Origin of the sequence: Paenibacillus sp. O199 (assembly GCF_001636635.1) — a bacterium.
In the GTDB taxonomy this organism is placed as follows: Bacteria; Bacillota; Bacilli; order Paenibacillales; family Paenibacillaceae; genus Paenibacillus; species Paenibacillus marchantiae.
Genome location: NZ_LGRP01000042.1, coordinates 5,659 through 27,199 on the forward strand (window position 1 = coordinate 5,659; position 21,541 = coordinate 27,199).

Sequence of the window (21,541 nt, forward strand, 5' to 3'; positions counted from 1 at the left end):
ACCTTTTTTCTCCTCTTCCGGTTCCTCTTCCATCTGCACCTCGGACACAAACGGTGCTTCTGGTACCGGCTCCAGATCCTCCACGGTTACGGGCATTTTGATCAATCCGTCCAGTAGCACTTCGCTGCCCTTCAGATCCGTCATGCCGTCCAGAATCATACTGCTGTCTCCGCACTGAAGGAAGATCGTCTCCTGAGCCTCGATCCCTATCTTTTTCTCGCTCTCTAGCGTAATCTCCTGCCCGCCGGATGCAACAATTCCGCTATTGCTCTGAATCATGACCCCGCCGCCGTCCAGCGTGATGAACAGACTTCCTTCCGTCGCGATCAGGGACATTTCTGAATCGGTCATCTTCATTTCTTTGCCGTAGTTGGTTCCCCAGCTCTTGGTGGCTGGATCAGCGGTCTTCGGGGAAGGCTGACTACCACGACGGACGGAGCCCATCGCAAATGCATCACTCTCTTGCCCACTGGAGAAATACACCTGAACAGCGGAGCCCGCTTCCGGCATACTGTAAAACCCGCCGCCATCTCCGGCATATACCGCAGAATACGGCATCCAGCTTGCTTCCGATTCGGATTGGTCAGCATCCACATCCAGATGAACTTTCACCGTATCTTTGGTAACCCCGATGATCTTCCCTTCCAGTGCGGCCCCTGCAATGTCATCGTTCCGAATTTCATTTTGCCGAATGCCACTTTCCGGACTAAGTGTGACGGTATGCCGAAGCATGCCCCTTACCGTTCGACTGGTACAAGCGGCGACCTTCAGTTCTTCTTCGTGGAAGAGAACGGTATCTCCGAGCGCCAACCAGCGATGGGTATCCAGCACGTAACTCGTAAAGTCTTTCTCCGATACATCAGAGGCTCCCACAGACCAGGCTTCTTTTAAAGCTCTCATATCCCGTCTTAGCGTATATGCCTGATCAGGCAGTTCCGTATACCGACCATCTGGCACCCCAATATATAATTTAGGAGAATCAGCCGATATTTCGGGAATGATCGCTGCGCCGAACCGGGATGCTAATCGGCGTAGAAATTGCCAATCCGTCTCCCGATATTGGAGGGTCAAAGCCCCAAGCTTCGAACTTCCACTCACATAATCAATGACATCCGATTTCGGGTAAGCTTTCAGTACCTGCCGAATGACATCTTCGCAGTCCTGATCCTTGTTCTGGAACGAACGAATACGAGGTTCAATGTCCAGCAAATAGGAATAGGACACAGCCTCCAGTTCCAATATGTATATCCCCTGAACTCGGCGGATGCTGACATCTTGCACGAGTCCCTGGAATAGTTTGCGTACTTCCTGCCCCTGATCCCCAATCTCCACCAGGGACACTGTCTCATCCTGAGCCAGTATGTTCAGATCCCGATCTTGATGTTCTTCCGGGATGATGCCTTGTAGATACAGGCGGGCATGATCCCCTGCTTTGCGCTCGATACGCAAATCTTGTATATGCTGCAGCGTGTATGGAGATATACATCGGATATTCCCCATACCCACAGCCGCTTCCACTACACTCATTGTCTCACTTCTTTCCTCTAGCAATGTCAGCACACGGAAGAAAGGACTCAGCTATATTCTAAGATGTACGTTACCTGATGTTACCGCCGAACCCGGTTGTGCCGCCTATGGAAGATCCGCCAAGCTCTTGACCATCATCTTCAATCTGGATGTAACCTCCATAGAGGCACATATTCATGCAGGTGCTTAATAAGGCAGGTTCATTTTCGATGAGCACATCGGTTTTGCCATCCATCCACGGTGTAGACACGGACGGAATACAGGGTGCTTTCTGAACGCCCTCAATGTCGAATTCGCCGGTCTGCACGACAGGATTCAACTGGCTTGTGCAATTTCCAAAAGGCATGATGTGTATCATGGGTGTGGCATCAGCCACGTTCAATTGTGCTTTTTCCTTCAAATGAACGCCGTGGCTGTAAGGGATTTTTAATCGATTTAACTGCGTACCGCAAGAACAACTTAATATCGCTCCTGCCACAACATACGTTGGGCCCCCGGCACCTTCATCCATAACATCGGGTCGTGTCGCGCCAATTGCTTCAGCCATTGTTTTTCCTCCTTCTTTGGGCCTTCTCCCAGATCATTTTTAAAGATTCGTTAATAGTTCGGACTCTCGACCCGATCCACGCGTTGCAAACGCAAACCGGTATAGTCCCGGCGCAAAATTGCTTCAGCCAGTGCCAAGTTCACCAAGATCACGGTTTCCTTCAATCGTTCGTCCGTCAACTGAATAATCGGCCAGTTTGTGCTGCTCAATCGTTCGCCATCGACCTGAAGTACGTTCAACTTGCCACTGCTGTCAAATGTACTGTCCATGGATAGTGCTGCCAGCTGTGGCGGCACCATGAACCAGTAAGGGTGTAACTGCTGTCTCTCCATATCCATCAGCCCAGCCAACCTGAACATCAGGCGTGGAGCGAATGTACTCAGCAAACGTTTAAGCTCATCAGACCATAACGGATACGGCCGCTCGATCAGATCTACGGGAACAGGATTTCGATTAGGGCGAATCGTAAACTGCAAATTTGCTTGTTCCAGTTCATTCAAGTGATCGCCTCTCATCCACTCGGGCTGAATAATTCCTTTGACACCAATCGGTTCAAGAGCCCCTGTTACACGCATATCCTGCATGATCCGGAACCAATCGTTTCTCATGCCATCCGCCCCTTCTGCTGTAAGTTCCGCTCCATAAAGTAGGCTAACTGGTCCTCGATCGTCCCATCGATATGCTCCAGGCCCTCTCGTTTCCGGGCTGCGGGACGACCCTGGATGGGACAGGAAGCTCCGGTATCCATCTGCGCCCCCTCCAAATGCGAACCTGTAAAATCGACCCTGGACACATCCGTTCCACGGAAATCCGCATCTGCTAAGTTGCATACGCCAAACACAGTGCCTTCCAGCAACGCTCCCGTAAAATCCGCTCCTTGAAGATCCGCGAGTACAAAATCTGCCTCTCTCAGATCCGCCCCTGCAAACGAAACCCGATGAAATCCCGGGATCTCCCAGATCTCAGGATCAGCCAACCCCTGCCTCGCCTCTATGCCATAAAATATGGCACCTACCATCCTGCATTTTCGGAAACGAGCACCATACATCTGACTTCTATTCCATCGGGTATCCGTCAAGTCACATTGCTCCCAGACGGTATTCAACAGATTGCTGGCTTCGAATTGACTCCCTCCAAACGCCACATTGCGAAAAGCTGAGTAACGGAAATCCATCCCGCTATAATCTCCTCCAGCCAGATCCAGATGTTCCAAAGCCGCATATCCGTAGGCTCCCTCGATTCTTTCAGCAAGCCATTTTCGCATCTCTGATTCATCGCCTGGATCACTATTCGTTTTGTACACGGATTCGCTCACATCCAGATATTCACCTACCCGAACTTCAAAGGACGGGCACTTCTCCAGATGGATAAACGATTCACATTGCACAGCCTCCGGCATTGCCAGATGAATCAGATTCGTCACATAGGCGTGTCCGTGTTCAGCTTCCTTCAGGAGTATATGTTCCAGATCTGGTCGTGAAATGGAGCCTGCATAGAGCGAACCGGGCCGATGCAATTCTTCTTCCCAACTAGCCAGCATCACATCCAGATAACCAAATGCCCAGGAAGCATCATATTCTCCTTCAATGGGAGAGGGATCAAATAACCACGTTTCGTCAGCCATTTCGGTCAAATACAGGGCCTGGCCGTCCATTAGTCGTGTTCGAAGCATTGAATATGTAACATGTCCCACCGCTCCATGTTCACCGATCTTCTGCGCATTTAGAACGATTTGACATTGCTTGGCAAAATGACGGAGAAACTCTTCTTTCAAACGTTCGCGATTCTGCTGATACATCTGCTCGAAGCGGAGCATCACTTGGTTGCGTAGTGGAATTACGATCTCTTGCTTGAATTGCACAAGCGCAGTAGTCACGAGCATTCCTCCTTTCTCCTTTTTAAAGATCACCAATACATTGTTATAAGAACATTCCAGAAGTTGATTTGTAGTAGAACTCTAGTCACTTTTAATTGGTTTTCAGTTCTGTGCCCACCAATGAGGTTGTTCCGTCCATTTTGATGTTGCTCTCTTTACAGGTCAGGCTGATTTCTTCTTTTGCAGAAAACACAATACTTTTCTCAGCATTCATCATGATATCTTCCTTGGCGGAAATCGTGATCTGCTGACTGCTAATAATTTCGATACCTCCGCCTTCACTCAGCCGAATAAAAATCTCCCCGTCTTTGCCCGTAACAATCACCTCTTCGGGTGTCATCTTCAATTCCTTACCAGCGGCGGTACGGAAGTATTTATGATCCGGGTTACTCAGCTTGTTGCTCTCGCCTTCGTCCGAGTTTTGGCGTACCGAGCTCGTAGCTACCCCTTCTTCTTCCTTGTTACCGGGAAAATAAACCCGCACATGATCCCCTTTTTCGGGCATCACGTACCAACCACTGTTTCCTTCCGCCGTATATACGGACTGATAGGGAAATGCATGCGCCTCACCCTCGTTTTGCGCTGGATCAATGTGCAGATGTACTTTCAATCGATCCTTGTCGATGCCAATGACGACACCTTGCAGCGAAACTCCGATAATTTTATCGTTATGGAATGTATTTTGCCGGAGTCCCCGATGCGTACTGAGTGTATAACGATGCTTGAGCAGACCATTTTTCATTTCGGTAAATGCCTCATATACATACAGAAGCTTGCCCTTGAATTCGATGGCATTTCCCAGATCCAGTACGCGATTTGTCTCCACTTCGTAATACACGTAATCCTCTTCGCCAACCTCAACCTTGGTGTTCTGCGAGGTGTAACGGAACTTATCCATCCGTTTGCGGACTCTGTAATTGAAATCCTCCAGCTTCCCCTTGGATGACGTATCAAACACACCGAAATAGAATTTGGGAGTATCAAATACGGATGCAGGCATCAAACCCGTTCGAAGACGGGATGCAATACGCTTCAGAAACTGCCAGTCCGTCTCCTCATATTGAAGGGTGAACTTTCCAATGGCTGCCCCATCTGTTGCAGCATCCATGATATCGATGTTGGGATAGTCAGCCGCAACTTGGTCTAACAACTGTGGATACGTCATGCCATGATTTTGGAACGAACGGCTTTTCTTACGGATATCCAGTTCATGGGTATGAGAGATGCCCTCCACTTCGAGCATATAGACGCCACCGGTCACCATCACCCCAACATTTAGAATCAAACCGCTGAACAGTACAGATGTACTGCCTTCCTCATCGATCTGACTGATCTCGACGAGCGTATCCGAACCGCTTAAACGCACGTATGTATCCTTTTTTTCTTCATCCACAATTCCCGTGAACTTCACACATGCGTGATCATTCATTTGTTTGGTAATAACCAGTTCATGCAGACTGACCAGTTCGAACGGGCTTACTCTCACATTTTTGTAAGACAACGCTTCAATACTCAATTACATCGCCCCTTTCCTCATCGATCTCAAAACGGATGGAGTTCATCATGGCGGAAGCCACACGTTTCCAATCGTCCAGTTCCAGATCTGTGCAGTTGAAGGTAAAGATCAGTGCCCGTTCATCCAACGAAGTGAACAGCATGAGATGATACAGATTCGCATTCACGACAGGAGTCAAAAATTCGCAAGTTGCCGCAGCACGTTCTCCCACCGTGCGATCATCATCCCCGTACCACTTGGTAAGCTTCTGCGTTCGCCGCAAAATCTGAATCATGCTCTGTTTAAACAAAGGCAGATCCTCCTCTGGCAGTGGGTTAACCGTGTGATTCACGGCGATATTAATCGTGCCTTCTGCATTCGTGTAGATCGTACTGGGTCTGTGCTGTGAAGGATACTTTAGATTCATCATGTGCTCAGACATAGGCTTGAAGGTCCGTGGCAGCATCATCCGGGCCTTTCCTTCAAGCAGCTCCGTTTCTTGAAATGAATAGGGCTCACCACCAATTTGTAAAAAAGCAGCCGTTAAGTCCAGCTCTGGTTCTTCCGGAATATGTCCATATCCATCTTCAGGGGCATCCGTTGTCACGCCATTCATCATTGCAACAATTTTTTCATCCCAATGCTTCATCGTTTCCATCCTCCCATTCTCTTGAAAATTTCAATCCACAATCATTCGATGCGGTCCGCCCACCGGCATACCCGAACGTCCCGTTCCCCGACCTACATTCGCCAGTATGCGATCCAGATATCGATGAATCTGGGCATTATCGTATTCTCTATACTCCAGCCCCAATCGACTGGCAATGTGATGCAAAATGACGCTACGTGCAACTGTTCCTTCATTGAGACACATCATGGCGAAGACCAGATCCTGGGGATCAGAGGTGCCCGTTCGAAGCAATCTCTCGGCATAATCCTTCATGACAACTGGTGATAAGGTGCTTGCCCCCTCGGCTGCATAAGGGACATGAATGACATGCAGTGTGTTGAACTCCGTTGCCAAGTCAGCAAAGGTCTGGTAGTCCCGCCGCAGCCGGGCCCCTTCCTTCAGCTTGAATCGAGCGAGCTCCAACTCTCCAGATGTGCATGTTGTCTCTTCATCCAAGAGCAGTTCCGAATGGCTTATCGTCATGTCACTCACGGTCTCCTCCGCAGTAAACCGAAGCTTCAGCACATTGACCCGACCCGTAGCTTGGTATGCCAGTTCCATAGGCTCTGTCAGCATGTAAAGCCTTCCTTTATGCAGCACCATCCCAGGGGAGACGACCAACTTGTCCGGGAACACTTCTACCTCTGTACCTGCAAGAATGCCATCTGCATAACCACGATAATACAGTTCGATGTAGTCTCTGGGGAAATCGCGTAGCCCCTCCAACATGGATGTTTTCAGAATTCTTCCCTTGTTAAAATGCGGATACGAATATGTGAACATGAGCGGTGTCCCTCCTTTCTGCTCTTGGTCCTCACTTCATTCCGTCAAAGAAGTCGAGTTCCGACAAGTCTGTTTCAAATGGAAGCAGCTTCTGCGGCCCCAGATACAACCGTTCATTCCTGCGGGCAACCGGCAATACATGAAACCCCCAATGACGGTCATCCGGAAAAACAAAAAACTTCGTCTCTCCATTCACAATAGAATCCGTATCATCCTGCGGGATTTTATCTCCGTACTGATCCCTGATGTCTTCGTAGAGCACCTCTTTATAGGCATCCGGACGGTTGGCATAGACGAATTTCTGTCTCAGTTGACCATCACTTCCGCTAAGGTACAACTCCACTTCTGCCGTCTCGAATGGACGGGAAATGCTGCCCGGAATGCCGTCACTCCGATCCAGACTGCTGATCAGCATTTTTTCACGTCCATTATGCGTGTAGGCACTTACGGTATAAGGAATTACTGCGGCATCATGCGTGATGTCGGCTTGAACGCTTCCTGTTTTGCGGGCACTCAGATAACGAATCGCCCCTCGAAGGCAGGCAAGTTTAAGATCAGGTACACGTCCTTCCGCAGGTTTTTGCCGAAACTCAATGCTTCTGCCTGGAACGAACTCTTTCAGTGCTTCCCGAAATACATCAATGCGGCAGGACTGACCTGTCAACTTGATAATCGAATATTGGCTCATCCGCCCTTGCCGATAGAAATCATCCAAAAACTTGCGGACCACCTCATAAATATCAGCCTTAATCAGCTGGGTAATTTCCTTGATATTAAACACCACATCGGGGAACTCATATTCATCCTTCAGTTCACCACTACGTTCCACAGACAAAAACCAACGTTCCATGGTCGTGATCTGCAGGTCACTATCCCCATCGTCCTCCATCTCCGAGTGGAATCGGTTACGTAAGATGCCTGTTTTGCGAAAAAATTGCTGCTTCATCTCTTCTGCGATTTCCCACAGAAAGTAGAAGTTGCCTCTCACCCGCAAATACTCATCTCGTGAACGATTCTCTCGACGCGCAAACGCGGTAGGGATGATATGTTCTGCCTCCTCATAGCGTTGTTCCAGTTTCTGATAAACGGACTTCACACCCTCTTCGTCCACCTGACGGAACACATCCGCACCCGGTGCCTCGATCAGGCTATCGATATCCGTCACCTGACGTCGTCCGCTATAGTAGTCGGCGAATACGATCTTCATGAACTGCATAATACGATAGGTAATGTTGTGACCTCCGAAGTTCGTGTCCCCATTTTCGTATGTAGTATGGATATCCAGCTTGTACGCCATATGTCCGTCCTCGATCGTAAATGCACAAGATGACAAGTCAGTTGTTCCACCGCCACAATCAATCACGAGCGCATGATACGTCTGCCCTTCCATGAAAGCACCGCGTTCCATCCCGTCAGCAAGGGTGTTATAGAGCACAGCCATTCCCTCATCCAGCGCATATGTCTGCTCAATCCGATAATCCGGAAGCATCTCTCCGAACATCTGCAAAAATTGTGCTTTCATCTTCACGGGACTGGTAAAATGCACATGGCGAAACTTGCACTTGAACTGATGCTCTGCCGTTCGGATGATGTAATTCATGTACGCACGCAGCAGATCCATACGAGACACCATGGCCGCATTGCCATGAACATCGACGATCTCTTCCATTTTGTTGTAATTGTTCACCCAGCGCTTCATGCTGCGGAAGACACTCGCCCGGCTGCTGTACCCTCCCCGACGCATGCTTCGCAACGCTTCATAGCCGAACTCGTAACGAATGTTCGCTGGATCTGAGCACTCCGCCACACCGATGGCCGTAGGCAGAACCTCGATCCAGTCCGTGTCTTTGTATGTAGGATCGGGGAAAGCCACATAGTTAATGGCATCCATACGAACCCGCCCATTCAGTAAATCCTGGCTGCTAGGTGCCTGAATATAACCATTATGCAAATAGGCGCCTGCCGTCGTGTTGGAGGTGCCAAAGTCAATTGCAAGTACAGCGTCTGTCGGTTCGAGTTCCCGGATGTCCAGATCGGCCAGTGGAATTTGAGTATATTGAATATGAACCGGAGGAAGAGGCCTGCTAGAGTAATAGGTCTGATATAGATATTCCGAATCGCGTTTACGGAAAAAGAGAAGACTGTACTGTCTGTTTCCCGATCGTTTCCAGGTCGATCCACTTCCTGCAGTCAAATAAAAGGTTCCGGATATGGACTCGTCCTTAACCAGATTAAAGATGCCACACAGCTCCATACTCTCATTGACCAAAAGTACGTTGGATTCGGTTAAACCACCCGGTGCCGTGACTACGTACTGATCCAGCTTGTCCACTTTCAATCCTTCGTACAGAATCAGCCGCGCGGGCACACTAATACCTCCATCACTGCTCATAGGAGCCGTCATATGACGAGAAATGGCCTTTTGTATGCGCTCGAATCCGCCTTCCAAAGACTGATCGATCCACAATACATCGTCCGCTCCCAAAAATTTCAGAATAATCCGAATCAGTTCTTCACGCTCCGTGCGGGGCCCCAATCCCTCAACCAGTCGCTCCTTGTAACAAATGTTCCGTAATTGGAATGTGGTCATGTCCATCAATTCTTCGCGCGTATAACGCATGGTTCCTCTGGAACGTTCCCTGCTCGTGGCGTCAGGATACAATCGGTATGAATAGCCGTTCATCTATACTTCCTCCTTACAACTGCTGGTGCTGCTTAATATAGGGCAATCCCGTCCTGTATCATCGTATAGTCCACATCCAGAATACCAAAATGATGCCCCCAGTATATTTCCGTGTCAAAACGTACCGGCAGAAAGAGCTCAAGAATCAGTTCCAGCTTCTCCTTCGCTTCTGTACGTTCTACCTGACCAATATACAAAAGCAATTCATCCTTCTCCTCACAATTGGCATAAAGGGTTGAACGCGGGAACATCCGGACAAGGGTATCCCTCAGCAGATGAACGGCCTCCCCCGTATCGTACAGACGGAGCATATTGCAGGCGATCACTTCCTGTTCCTCTCGTCCGAACAACTCCAGTCGCCGCCGTATCCGTTTCCCGTATACACCAGAATGCATATCATTCAAAATGAAGCGAATGTAATACTCCCTTTTATTCATCCCCTGCATCAAATCCATATCCGCCAGAAAATGAATGACCAAATCAAAGAGCGTCTCCCGCAATTCCACCTGCTCTTCGTTATTGATATCGAACAAATCCCTGAAAATATCAAAAAAACGATAATACGGATTGACTTCAATCGTACGTTCCACGTCTGAAGCATTCAGGTTCGTATGACTTAATTCCATATATGGCGAATATACACGTGCAGGAACAAAAGTTACGTCTCTCAGATCAGTTCCATTACGCTTGGCGCGAATAATCAGATCCCATATATAATTCATGTTGAGCTCACATCCATTCCCCTTCGCAGCGATATTCAGGGAAAGCCAACTGGATCTCGGATACCAGAAAGCTCAGCAAATCATCCAGAAAAATAGCCTGCTCTGGCTGAATTCCGTGTTTGCTGAACCTTAAAATCATTCGATGTTTATCTGCCTCAACACGGACATGATCGCTAACAAATCCATTAAGCGGGTACGTGATGCCCAGGGTAGGCCCAGGTGCCACCACTTTCACATCTTCCAGTTCCAATCCCTCCGCTGCCTGGAAAGCATGAACCATGCGGGCAATCTCCCCTTTGGATCGTACAGAGCGTCCTTCCTGACGCGCATATTTACCGGCAAACCCTTCCCGTTTGTTGTTGGAAAACAGCGGAAAGTCCATTCTACCGATTCGGGTTGTAACGGGACCAGCTATTTTCAGTACCGTCCATGAATCGGATTTCTCCAGCGGAGATACGATGGTGATATCTTCTTCCGATCTTTTGATATATCGAATATGCGATTCGTCTCCATCCACTAAATATCCGTGCTCAGTCCCTGTTTTGCGGAGCGGTAACACATGTTCATAATTGATGCGGTCCGAAGCCGGGACAGGGAATCCACCTGTTTTCATATCAAGCTTCTGAATATTCCAAAGGGGGATCATGTTCGTTCTTTTATATGACTCAAACTCCTCCAGATGGATTGAAAGTTCTTTGACCACATGCTGTTTGTCCCATGCATCTCCATCGTCTGAACCCACTAGAACACAATCAACGAATTTGAACACATAGGGTGCATTAATCGATTTCCATGGTAGGCTGTTTTTACGAAAGACCCGGTACAGTTCTTCAATTTTGGAGATATACGCAGTACTTGATTTCAACCGAACCGTTATGGCATGTCTGCCTTCACTCGTTACAATCTCCCCGCGGAATGTCCGATTACTTTTCAGCAGGGATTGGAGCTCCTGTTGCCCACATTCCATGTAGAACGTGAATAAATTCATCTCTTCCTTACGTGCCAGCGCTTCTGAAGCCTCGCTCAAATAAACAGTCTGTGGTGCAGCATCCTCCGGAAGAATCGGATACAGAAATTCATGAATGGGGTCCAAATCTTCCCGCGGACATAATGTGACATATACATCGTGGCGTTCCTCCAGCGGTACCACCTCGTCAAACACCCGTTGCTCGATCTGTTTGTTTAGCGTCTCCTGATACTCGACCAAATTAAGAAAAACGCCTGTCATGAGGTCTTTGAGCATGCGACGTTGTTCCAGATCCTCCATCTTGTTTAGACGGTCACGAATAATATCTTTCATCACGAATCTCCTCCTTCCGTTGCTTCCTGTTCATTCGCTTCAGCCTCGGTGGTGTCGGTGCTTCCTTTAGCCTTTGATGCGGAATTAATGCTAGCATTGCTTGTCGTTTTCCCTGAAGAAGAACCGGATCCAGAAGCATCCACAGTTCCACTTCCGACCGAAGAGGCATTACTTGCAGAAGAAGTACTTCCCACTGAATTGCCTGCGCTCATTCCTCCCGCATTCCCGGTCCAGTCCGAGTTCAAACCAGACGTATCTGTTGTTCCTAACCCTGCCGCATCCTGAGTAAGATCAACCGCCGGTACAGGTGGATTCAGTTTCTCATCCAGCTTATTTATTTTCCGCTCCATAGCCAGCACCCGTTCCAACATATCGATCTCCTGATAAATTTCCTGTGCCGAAGCATAGGCATCCATGGCGCCACTATAATCTCCGGCTTCATTGAAGCGGTCACCCTTCTGTTCCAGCGTATCAGCTTGAAGCTGTCTGGATTGGCGCTTGATATCCGCCCGTTTAGTTTCGGCCGTCTCCAGTTTGGTGGCAACTTCCTTCAGCGCTTCCTTATATGCTGTTTCCGTAGCCGCTGTTCTGGCCCTTTTATACAAAATGATCGCTCCACTGTAGTCTCCGTTCTGGAGTTTCAGATCTCCCTCCGTGATCCAGTCTTGTACTTGCTGAAAGGTGGTCATCTGTTCCAAACGTTCCTGAATGACTTCACGGTTGAACATATTGTAGGACTCAGACAATTCCAGTGCTTTGGTGTAACTAGCGGTTGCTTTTGGAATATCCCCTTCTTTCAGATGAGCCTCGCCGTCAACCAATGTCTGAGCAGCAGCCATCTTCGAAGTCAGCAACTTTTTGTGCACAGGGTCCTTTACTTTGATCGAATTGTTGCGAGCAAGACTGTAATCTGAGACGGCCTTGGCGTACTCCTGTTCCTTCACATACTGGTCAGCGTTCTGTTCGTATTGCAGCATATCTACGACAAGCTCGGCTTTTTTGGCTGCGCTTTTCACCGCGTAGAATATGCCGGCTCCGCCAAAAATCAGGAGCATAATCAACATGATGGCAATCCGTTTAATCCACTTCTTACGGTTCTTGGGTTCTTCATGAAAAATCTTGTTCACATAGATGGCTGCCACACTATAATTCTCGATTCGTGAACGTTGCTTGCTGAGCATCACTTCTTCCAACGTGTCGGCCAGCGCCTGCGGGTCATTGGCACCTTCCACCGCATCAATCATCTCGGCATCCTGCACGCCTTCCCATAATCCAGGGGTGCATAGAACAAGCACATCACCATCGGCAAGCTTGACCTTATCGGATACATACGGTTTGATCATGCCAGGTTTGCCCGCGTATTCATTCAGATTGCCGCGTTCATCATGCTGATCCACACGATCCTCTGCAATCTGGCCTTCCGCTGCCAGTTGGGCAGCTACACTATGATCCTTGCTTTTTAGTGCAAGCCTATTTCCCCGGAAATGATACAAGCGGCTATGTCCGGCCGATGCCCACACCATGCGTGTATAATCCGTTACAACAATAACGAATCCCGCTTTGAGTCTGACCCGGCGGCTTTCATACTGCAACCATTCATGTGCGATCTTGATATATTCCGTCAGTCTGCGTTTGGACATGGTTGGCTTTTCCAAAAAGGATTCCAGAATGGTCTGTACTGTGATCTGTGCACTATTCACTTCCGTATCGGTGTCCAGACCATCTGCAATGACATAACAAGCCCAGTCTTCCAGTTCAACGCAGCCGTAGAAATCCCGATTTTTCAGGAAAGACCCCGCCTCTGAGACAAAAGCCGTCTTGAATTCACTGTTCTCCTTCCTCATCCGTCTCCCCATTTCCCGTCCCTGTGCGTTGCCCGATCCGTTACCATCCTTGCTCCAAAATGATAATCGTGGCGTTATCCTGATGCACGAGCTGTTTTTCTTCAATTAAATCAATGATGGCCTGGGCTGCATCAAATGGCGGAATATCTTGCGCCAGAATGGTCTCCAGTTCCATCTCCGTGAGGGAGTTGTATACCCCGTCACTGCATAACACAATCTTGTCCGCCGGCTGCAGTGCAAACGGCTCGTCCGCGATTTCCATTTGTTTAAAATGGTCGTACCCCAAATAGTTGACCAGCCTTTTGCGCTGCGGATTGTCAAGTGCCTCCTGCTCCGAGATCTCTCCAGACATATACTGTTCTTCAAGTTGGCTTTCCAGTGTATGCTTGTGATTGATGGCAAGCAGCTCTCCTTTGCGAAACACGGCCAATATGCTGTCTCCTACCGCACCCCAATACAAATCCCTGCCCTTGATCATGGCAGACACCAATGTTGTCCCTCCGGGAACGCCCAGCAAATTCCGAAGGATGGCCTGATTGGCCGCATGGGAAGAAGCATCCCAAAACTCTTCCGGATCAGGAAACCGCTCCAACTCTTCAAACTCCCGGATAAATGTTTCCACGGCAGTCGTACTCGCCACTTTTCCACCGGACAATCCACTGATTCCATCCGCGAGTACAGCAAGTACACCATGCGGCTGCACGGCACAGGCAAAATAATCGTCCTGTTCATTGCGAGCACCAATGGTCTGTCCATTGCCAATCTGAACTCCAACCGGTCTATCGTCACGCTGCCTTACCGGAATGCGGCTTCGTGCGAATAACAGCAACCAAATCAACAAACAGCCACCCGCAAGAACCCAGTAGGGCGTTAGCTCCTTGTCGTTCCACAAAATCATGAAGGTGTTCACTGTTGCTCCCATTCAAAGTGCACACCGCACAATGGAATGAAAATGAATTTGCTGCGTCCCAATTGAATAACATCGTAGGCAGCCAGTTCCACCGGAGAATAGACTGCTTCATTATTGTGATATGCGAGGCCAGAAGCATCGCCGGGCAGCAAATAGAAATTCCGCTTTTTGGGATCGTACACAATCACCGCGTGATTACGCCGAGAAATGGTGTTATCCCCGAGGATGCGAACATGCATCTCTTCTGAACGTCCAATAAAGTTCTTTTCAGCCATTATTCGATAATCCTGGCCCATCTGCGGACCCTCGATGCACACCATCCATCCCGTTACCGGCTCAATTCCTGTCGTTTCGCCCAGGTATGGCATCGTTCTGTCATCCTCTGCCGTACGAGGTGCGCGTGGGATTGCACCCGCTGCCTCACCATTACTGGTAGCTGGCGATTCAACGGCCAGATTGCAATATGGACACGTATTGCCGTGTCGTCTCGTGCTGAACATATGTCCGTTTCCACATCTAGTCAGACTCATTTCGTTTCATTCCCCCGTAAGCTTGTATGATGTACGCCAACGTTATTTCACCAAAATGCGGGTATTGGCAATATAAATTAAGTCTCCTGCCTCAATCAGGCTGGGTTCTTCGATTTCCAATTTGGATGCTCTGCTTTGATTTCCTTTACGTACACCTACCCCACTGGCCGAGTCGATATCCTCGATAAACCATTGACCCGAGGCTTTGTTCAATACGGCGTGTTGCGAGCTAATGAGAGACGCATAGGGTGTATCGGACAGATCAATGTCAGCCTCGCTGTTCTTCGAACTTTTCCCGATCAAAACACTCGTTTCGCCCTGAATATACCATTCCTTCACACTTGTGCCGTCGTCGTCCAGGAGGACTAGCTTCACGACACGCGAAGACAATTTCTTCTTTTCCACCTTGGTGGCTGGCATGTATTTAAAATACAGGTATGCTCCTCCAGAGAGGACCACGATAATTCCAGTTACCCATTGGGCACTCATATCCCGGTTGATGATAAATATGTAATACAGCACGGCTAACGAAATCATGGCGACGCAAGCGTCAAGCCCCATCGTCAATACCGACCTTCCTCGTTTCACTTCCATAACCTCCGCCTGAACCGGCTTGATCCATAACGAGCTACCGGTCTACTTTTTTCGAATTCCGAAATATCGGTCAAACATGGCGGACATATCCATTCCTTTATTGGGACCGGCTTTGCCACCGTTTGGACTTTCCTTGCCTTTGGGGTGATAGCCAAAAAATTGTTCGAACTGTTCCTGCATCCGCGATGGATCCGACCACACCTTCTCGGCATTTGCACTCCCGGACTTCGCATTGCCTTTACTGGATCTGGCTGTATCGGATGCTGAACCCTTCGCTTGACCTCTATTACGTCCAGTGCGAAGCTGCTGATCATATGCTGCTCTAAGCTCGGAATTTCCGAGTGTACTGTATGCCTCATGTACTTGCTTGAAACGCGCTTCCGCCTGTGCACCTCCCCCATTGACATCCGGGTGAAATTTCTTCGCCAATTGACGATAAGCCTTCTTGATCTGCTCCGGAGAAGCTTCACGTTCTACACCAAGCACGGCATAATAATCTTTCATGGTATTCTTTCCTGCCTCCCTGCCGTATTCGGGCGTAAATAAAGATTAAGGGGCACCAGGGCCCCTTAACATGACAGCGTTGTTCCGGACCAGAACGAACTGGCCCAAGACAACAGTTGTTCCCTTTTATACAGGGAAGCCGCCCTCAATTTTAGTGAATTCAGTTTTGTCTTTTTTCTGTTTGATGAACAGGCTGAATTCACCTACGCCTTCGGTATCACCGAAGCGCTCTGTGTAATCCACAACAAATGCGTTAGGCAAGTAAATTTTGCGTACCACTTGATCTGCTGCAACCACTTCCAGGGTTACTTTGCGGTAGCAATCCGCTTTTTCAGCAGGCACGAGGGACCACAAAGCAAGTTTCATCGTGTCATCTGCATTGTCACCGTCGGTTGCAGTGATAATTTTGCCGCTGATGCGAAGTGTTGCGCCTACATCTGTGGATCTAGCGTTGGAATCATCTGGTGTATCCGTGTCATACACAACTGTACGGATATTATCCATTCCCAATTCGATTGTTTCTGCGCCTTCTACTTTCAATACAAAACCCATTAATAAAAACCTCCTTAAGATTAGGAAAAAATGTGCCCGGTATGCTCCCCATCTCGGGAGAGGTACCGGAATATATGTATAAAGGCAAGACGATGAAGTCTGCCTCTAACACCAAAATACATGTCTATAATACGTTGTTTGATGAATCATATTTAATAATCAGACTTGTTCCAATGGTTTTCTTACACTTTCATCGCACTGGTGCCTTTGGTAATCATGACCTCCAGGTTCTTCACGTTGCCGTTAAATACCAGGTCAATATGGCACATGTTGCTCTTTTCATCGATGATAAAGCTCATGTCGTCGCCTTCCTGAATGATCGAATTGATCGACCCTCGAGTTCCCAACCACCGGCTCTTCTGACTGCTCGGATTGTTGCTGAAGAATTTGACGATATTTTCATGCTTGAAATCACCGGTTTGGAAACGGAGCAAGCGCTCAATGTAAGTACTCACAAGTGTTTTGTACAAGGAATCAAAACCATCTTCGGACATCGCCATGCTTCTCGCTTTATAGACCGTAATCCGTTTGATGTCGCTATCCTGGATTTGGGCATTTTCCGATGAGAAAATAAATCCAAAGTTTTTTCGGTTAATCAAATCCTTGATGGTATTTGTAAATCCGGAAATTTCTTTGGTCATCGTTGTTACAACACGCAAGCTGTTGTCCCCTGCCTCAATGTCAAAACGCACACCTGGATAATCACGGTTGACGTTCTTGAAAGCCCCTTTCAGGTATTCCGGACACTGATACGCAGCAACAATCCCTGCAGATACATAGGACGCTCCAACATACACGCCTTCAATCCACAGTTTCAGAATGTCTTCCTTCTCCTTGGAAAGTTCCACACCATTCTCCGTCTGAAGCATGCGGCTGTCGATAACAACTCCCGATTTCTCCTTGGGAATAATCGTGAAGTTTGGAGCACTCGGAATGGCAAATTCGCTATATTCCTTACGGGTCAACACTGAACATTTATCGATATACTTATCAATACCTGCGGTAGCCATGCTGCTGAAGGTGGTTTCTTCCCCGGATTCAAAGCTGAAGAACACCTGCACCTTGTAATCCTTAACAACTTGCAGGAGCATTGCCAGAGATTCCATGCTGTTTCCGTCTTGTTTAACCACTTTCTCGTTACCACGGAAACGGGCACGGCTGACTTTGACTTGGCCTGTATTTTCCAGTTCTACGGAAGGAACGATACCGAACCAGATCGTATCGGTAAAATCATTCTTCGCGTTGACAGTGTTGAGATATGTCTCAAGCCGCGGAATATTACTGCTCTTGACGAGCATATCCAGTTTGGCATTGGAGATCAGCATGGAAGGAAGCATGCCTTTGTTCTTAATCGCATATTGGTCAAAGAACATTTTGACACCCAATATTTTCTCGACCAACGGTTTTACCGTTTTCACAAAATCATCCTTGGCGTTTTTGTAAAACTCCAGGTATGTATTGTAATTCTGCACTTCAACAGCAGTATCCACTTCAGACTGTACCGCAGGAAGCGGGCAGAATGTGCGGACCACCAGATCCTGTACATACGGCGAAGGTGTCTCGGAAAGTGAATCGTAATCTTCGGCAAATACTTGCGTCAAATCAGTGCTTGTCGCTTCATCAAGAAGCATCAGCTCGTTGTTATCACTCTTCGGAGCTTCGATAATTTTCAATTCTCCGCTCTCACCAATCGTAAGTTGCCCTACCTGAATCGCTTCTGAAGAAGTTTCTTCTTGTGCACGGCCCAGCAACAAACGGGTCTTAATATCTTCAATGGCGAGTGGAAGCATGGCCATGACATTGTTATAGTTCCGGCTTGCATCTTCAAACATGACGTTCAGCTTATCTCCGATATCCAGCTTCTTCGGATCGCCGTCATCCAGCTTCTCATGCTGGCCATACATGTAATGGATTTCCTTCCGGACCTGACGAATGTCATCCATTACTTTTTTCGGTGAAATCATATCAAGGAGATTTTCAAACTTGAAATCAACGTTCGTAATACCTTGACTGCGCTTGGTATCAATCAGGGTGAACAGCATTCTCAGAAAGTCGTTACTATGGTCGATCTTGATCTCCGAGATCGCTTCGTCCGGGATACCTTCCGGCTTTTTAAGCGTATACATGACTTTCTGGTTTACCGCATTGAAAAAGGAGTACACGCTAGGTGAGAACTTGTCCAGGAACTCATCGAAGCTACGAACAAGCAGATGTTCGTTAATCTCCTTGATCTTATCGTCACTCAGACTGTCGATGCCCTTCACATCACCAACAATGGTGATCAAGTCCAACTTCTCGGGATTGATTTCTTCAAAAAGCATCGTTCGGTTCGTTTGATTAATAATTTCCATTCAGGCAACATCCGCCAAGATGATGATTCATGCGGGCGAATGCTTCCCCCCCTCCATCAATTTTTGACACTCCGCACGTCTCTATCAGCCTTCGGTCATGATTCAGGAGAATCACTACTCCCAGCAAACACAAGACCAATAGAACGAGCTGTCAACATACGACTGGAACTTATGTACCAGATTATGCCGTTTGCTTTGGAGATTTATGGAATTCATCTTAATCATCAGCGATATGTTTTGTCAATATTACCCACTATAGGTCTAAAAGCTCATTTTACAACCTTCGATATACCTATAGAACTAATTTTTGGAATTCGCTTCACTTCCTTACGGATCATGCCGATGATATAGAATATCCTATAATTTGGATGAAGTTGAATGATTTAAGACTAGTGGGGTTTTCCCCCTAATCAAGAGTAAAAATACTGAAAGTATGCGGTGTTGCATTATTCTCAATTAATGAAAACTACGCATAACGGCTTGATATCGTGATTAAGCAAAAGTTTTTCAAAAAAATTTAATATTCCCCAAAAAGTGTACCGAAGTTTTCAAACCAGAAAGGAGATTCGAAGCCTCACATGATATTAATTAAATGCAAAAAAATACTGCTTTCCCTATTGGTGATTAGCATTTTGATTCCTGGAGGGAACATTGGCAACATGTACGCGGAATCATCTGTCAAGACCCACGCGTATGAAGGGCTCGATGCCATGTTTGTCCTGGATGTTAGCTACTCTATGAATGAGACCGACAAAGATCGCATCGCCGAAGAAGTTATACATATGTTTATGGATATGAGTAGTGGACCTAAGACCCGATTGGGATTCGTAGCTTATAATGATCAAATCACTTCATCCGTACCTCTAATGGATATATCATCCTCAGGGGCACGAAATAACCTTCGTAATCGTGTTGATGGCTTAAAACGCTCAGGGTATACAGATCTTGGACTTGGCTTGCGCCGAGGTGCGAGCTTGCTTGAACAGTCCCATACGGACAAACGAAAGCCATTTATGATTTTGCTCTCTGATGGGGAAACGGATTTGCGTGGCTCGTCGAGCAGAACACCAGCTGATTCATCCAAAGATGTAGACAAGGTGATTGAGATGGCTCAAAAAGCTAATTATCCAATCTATACCGTCGGACTAAACCGCGATGGTACGGTTAACCCCGCTGAACTGGAGCGAATTGCTCAGGAAACGGGTGGATCTTCCTTTATCACGGGAAGTGCAGACGACTTGCCTGAAATTTTCAACCGGATTTTTGCAGATCAGATTCAATCTGTTCTTGTATCTGTGGCAGCAGTAACAGCAACAGGGGCAATGCAGGAGGTAACTGTGGACATCCCCAATTCAAGCATGGCGGATGCCAACATTATCATGCTCTCTGATCATGCTGTCTCTGAAGCTCAGCTGTATTATCAGTCCAGCAATGTCAGCTTCATCCGATCTGATAAATATGCTCTAATGAAGATCATTCGTCCGGTCAAAGGACAATTCAAGCTGAAATTCAAGGGGCGCAGCGGAGATTTAGTGAAGATCAACCTACTTGGAAACTACAACGTGTCTGCGGTTGCACATATGGCAACGGAGCAGCCAGTAAAGGGGAAAAGCATCACATTTGAAGCCTCTCTCTACGATCAGGCTGTGGACCCTAAACCCATTCAGGATTTGAATGTTTACAAGGGACTTGAAGCAGAACTCATTGTCACCCCGTCTGACGGAAAAACAGAGCGCATCCCTTTGACCAATACAGGCAGTGGATTTACGGGAAAATACACTTTTCCAAAATCGGATCTATACACATGGGGTCTTCGAATTGATGGTCCTGACTTTTATCGGGAGATCACTCCGGTTGAAGTAGATATTACGAATCAGGCCCCCGTAGCAACCGGGGAGTCCATGGTGTTATCCAAAGACGATAGCAATACAGAAGTTGACCTAAGCAACTATTTTAAGGATGCCAATAATGATCCATTAACGTATGCCCTCGCAGAAGGTGGGAGTGAGCGCAAACTCGGAGATGCTGTCATTGAAGGTAATATACTGCGTTGGTCTTCGCTCCACACCGGTAGTTCATTTATCAAGGTGACCGCAACGGATTCCGAAGGCGCGAGCGTAACCGCAGACATCCAGTTGAAAATTCATTCTTTACGTGAAAAGATACTTCTATATACGGGACTCGGTCTCCTCACAGCCGGTGGCATCTTCGCCCTGTATTGGTTTGTACTGAAACCAAAACCTGTATTTCGCGGAAGATTGGAAGGATACTTCTTGGCCACTGCAAACGGAGAAGATATTCCCGTGACGAATTGGCCACTGACTTCATTGGACCGACGAAAAGTAAGTCTCAGTGAACTCTTTGATCGTATGGACATTGGGGTTAAGGTACCGGAGTCAGGACGAATCTGGCTGGAGGCTGGTAAAAAGGAAACGTTATTGGTACGGCATGATACGAACTGCACAGTCGTCCGGGGACGTACACCAGTGAAGCCCAGACATACAGAAGCTCTGGAGTATAATGAAAAGTTGTATATTACATTTGAGGATGGAGTCACGGAGATTGAAATTCGATACAAAGCCATCAAACCAAGTACTAATATCTATGTAGGACAAAAGAAAGACCCACAGCAGGCCATGGGATAATCATCGCA

18 protein-coding genes are annotated in these 21,541 nt (G+C 47.7%); 1 reads left to right on the top strand and 17 read right to left on the bottom strand.

What is annotated here, in order from left to right; genetic code table 11:
• The 17 genes from A6049_RS32835 to A6049_RS29200 all read right to left on the bottom strand — a co-directional run.
• Positions 1-1,527 (bottom strand): contractile injection system protein, VgrG/Pvc8 family (locus tag A6049_RS32835; protein ID WP_240321575.1); only part of this gene is annotated, 1,527 nt, incomplete at its 3' end.
• Between the two features lie 70 nt (positions 1,528-1,597).
• Positions 1,598-2,074, bottom strand: coding sequence for a DUF4280 domain-containing protein (locus A6049_RS29125; protein WP_063567928.1), 477 nt, complete (start codon positions 2,072-2,074; stop codon positions 1,598-1,600).
• Positions 2,075-2,124: 50 nt separating this feature from the next.
• The gene (locus A6049_RS29130; RefSeq protein ID WP_063567929.1) at positions 2,125-2,682 is read right to left on the bottom strand and encodes a hypothetical protein; all 558 of its coding nucleotides are present in this window, start codon (positions 2,680-2,682) and stop codon (positions 2,125-2,127) included.
• Positions 2,679-3,950, bottom strand: a complete 1,272-nt coding sequence (locus tag A6049_RS29135; protein WP_161490659.1) for a pentapeptide repeat-containing protein — start codon at positions 3,948-3,950, stop codon at positions 2,679-2,681. Before A6049_RS29135 ends, A6049_RS29130 begins: the two co-directional genes overlap by 4 nt.
• A 91-nt stretch (positions 3,951-4,041) precedes the next feature.
• Positions 4,042-5,466 carry a contractile injection system protein, VgrG/Pvc8 family gene (locus tag A6049_RS29140; protein ID WP_063567931.1) on the bottom strand — a complete coding sequence of 475 codons (1,425 nt, stop codon included), beginning with the start codon at positions 5,464-5,466 and terminating at the stop codon, positions 4,042-4,044.
• A complete protein-coding gene (locus A6049_RS29145) occupies positions 5,456-6,094 on the bottom strand; it encodes a hypothetical protein (protein ID WP_063567932.1) in 639 nt (212 codons plus the stop codon). Before A6049_RS29145 ends, A6049_RS29140 begins: the two co-directional genes overlap by 11 nt.
• Positions 6,095-6,124: 30 nt before the next feature.
• Positions 6,125-6,898 (bottom strand): hypothetical protein, encoded by a 774-nt coding sequence (locus tag A6049_RS29150; protein WP_063567933.1) that lies wholly within the window; start codon positions 6,896-6,898, stop codon positions 6,125-6,127.
• Positions 6,899-6,929: 31 nt separating this feature from the next.
• A complete protein-coding gene (locus A6049_RS29155; protein WP_063567934.1) occupies positions 6,930-9,581 on the bottom strand; it encodes an Hsp70 family protein in 2,652 nt (883 codons plus the stop codon).
• 32 nt (positions 9,582-9,613) lie between these two features.
• On the bottom strand, positions 9,614-10,303 hold the full coding sequence (locus tag A6049_RS29160; RefSeq protein WP_063567935.1) for a hypothetical protein: 690 nt from the start codon (positions 10,301-10,303) through the stop codon (positions 9,614-9,616).
• Between the two features lie 7 nt (positions 10,304-10,310).
• Complete coding sequence (locus A6049_RS29165) at positions 10,311-11,603, bottom strand: hypothetical protein (protein ID WP_063567936.1); 1,293 nt, start codon at positions 11,601-11,603, stop codon at positions 10,311-10,313.
• Entirely contained in the window at positions 11,603-13,447 is a 1,845-nt protein-coding gene (locus tag A6049_RS29170; RefSeq protein WP_063567937.1) for a SpoIIE family protein phosphatase, read from the bottom strand. Before A6049_RS29170 ends, A6049_RS29165 begins: the two co-directional genes overlap by 1 nt.
• Before the next feature lie 40 nt (positions 13,448-13,487).
• A complete protein-coding gene (locus A6049_RS29175; RefSeq protein WP_240321576.1) occupies positions 13,488-14,369 on the bottom strand; it encodes a PP2C family protein-serine/threonine phosphatase in 882 nt (293 codons plus the stop codon).
• Positions 14,354-14,887: an FHA domain-containing protein gene (locus A6049_RS29180; protein ID WP_053781358.1), complete on the bottom strand. Its 534-nt coding sequence runs from the start codon at positions 14,885-14,887 to the stop codon at positions 14,354-14,356. Before A6049_RS29180 ends, A6049_RS29175 begins: the two co-directional genes overlap by 16 nt.
• A 42-nt stretch (positions 14,888-14,929) precedes the next feature.
• Entirely contained in the window at positions 14,930-15,481 is a 552-nt protein-coding gene (locus A6049_RS29185; protein WP_063567938.1) for an FHA domain-containing protein, read from the bottom strand.
• Between the two features lie 42 nt (positions 15,482-15,523).
• Positions 15,524-15,985, bottom strand: a complete 462-nt coding sequence (locus tag A6049_RS29190) for a J domain-containing protein (RefSeq protein ID WP_063567939.1) — start codon at positions 15,983-15,985, stop codon at positions 15,524-15,526.
• 126 nt (positions 15,986-16,111) lie between these two features.
• Positions 16,112-16,537, bottom strand: coding sequence for a hypothetical protein (locus tag A6049_RS29195; RefSeq protein WP_053781361.1), 426 nt, complete (start codon positions 16,535-16,537; stop codon positions 16,112-16,114).
• Between the two features lie 182 nt (positions 16,538-16,719).
• Positions 16,720-18,888: a hypothetical protein gene (locus A6049_RS29200; protein WP_063567940.1), complete on the bottom strand. Its 2,169-nt coding sequence runs from the start codon at positions 18,886-18,888 to the stop codon at positions 16,720-16,722.
• 578 nt (positions 18,889-19,466) lie between these two features.
• On the opposite strand from A6049_RS29200, the gene A6049_RS29205 reads away from it, so the two are divergent.
• Positions 19,467-21,533, top strand: coding sequence for a vWA domain-containing protein (locus A6049_RS29205; protein WP_063567941.1), 2,067 nt, complete (start codon positions 19,467-19,469; stop codon positions 21,531-21,533).
• The last annotated feature ends 8 nt before the right edge of the window (positions 21,534-21,541 follow it).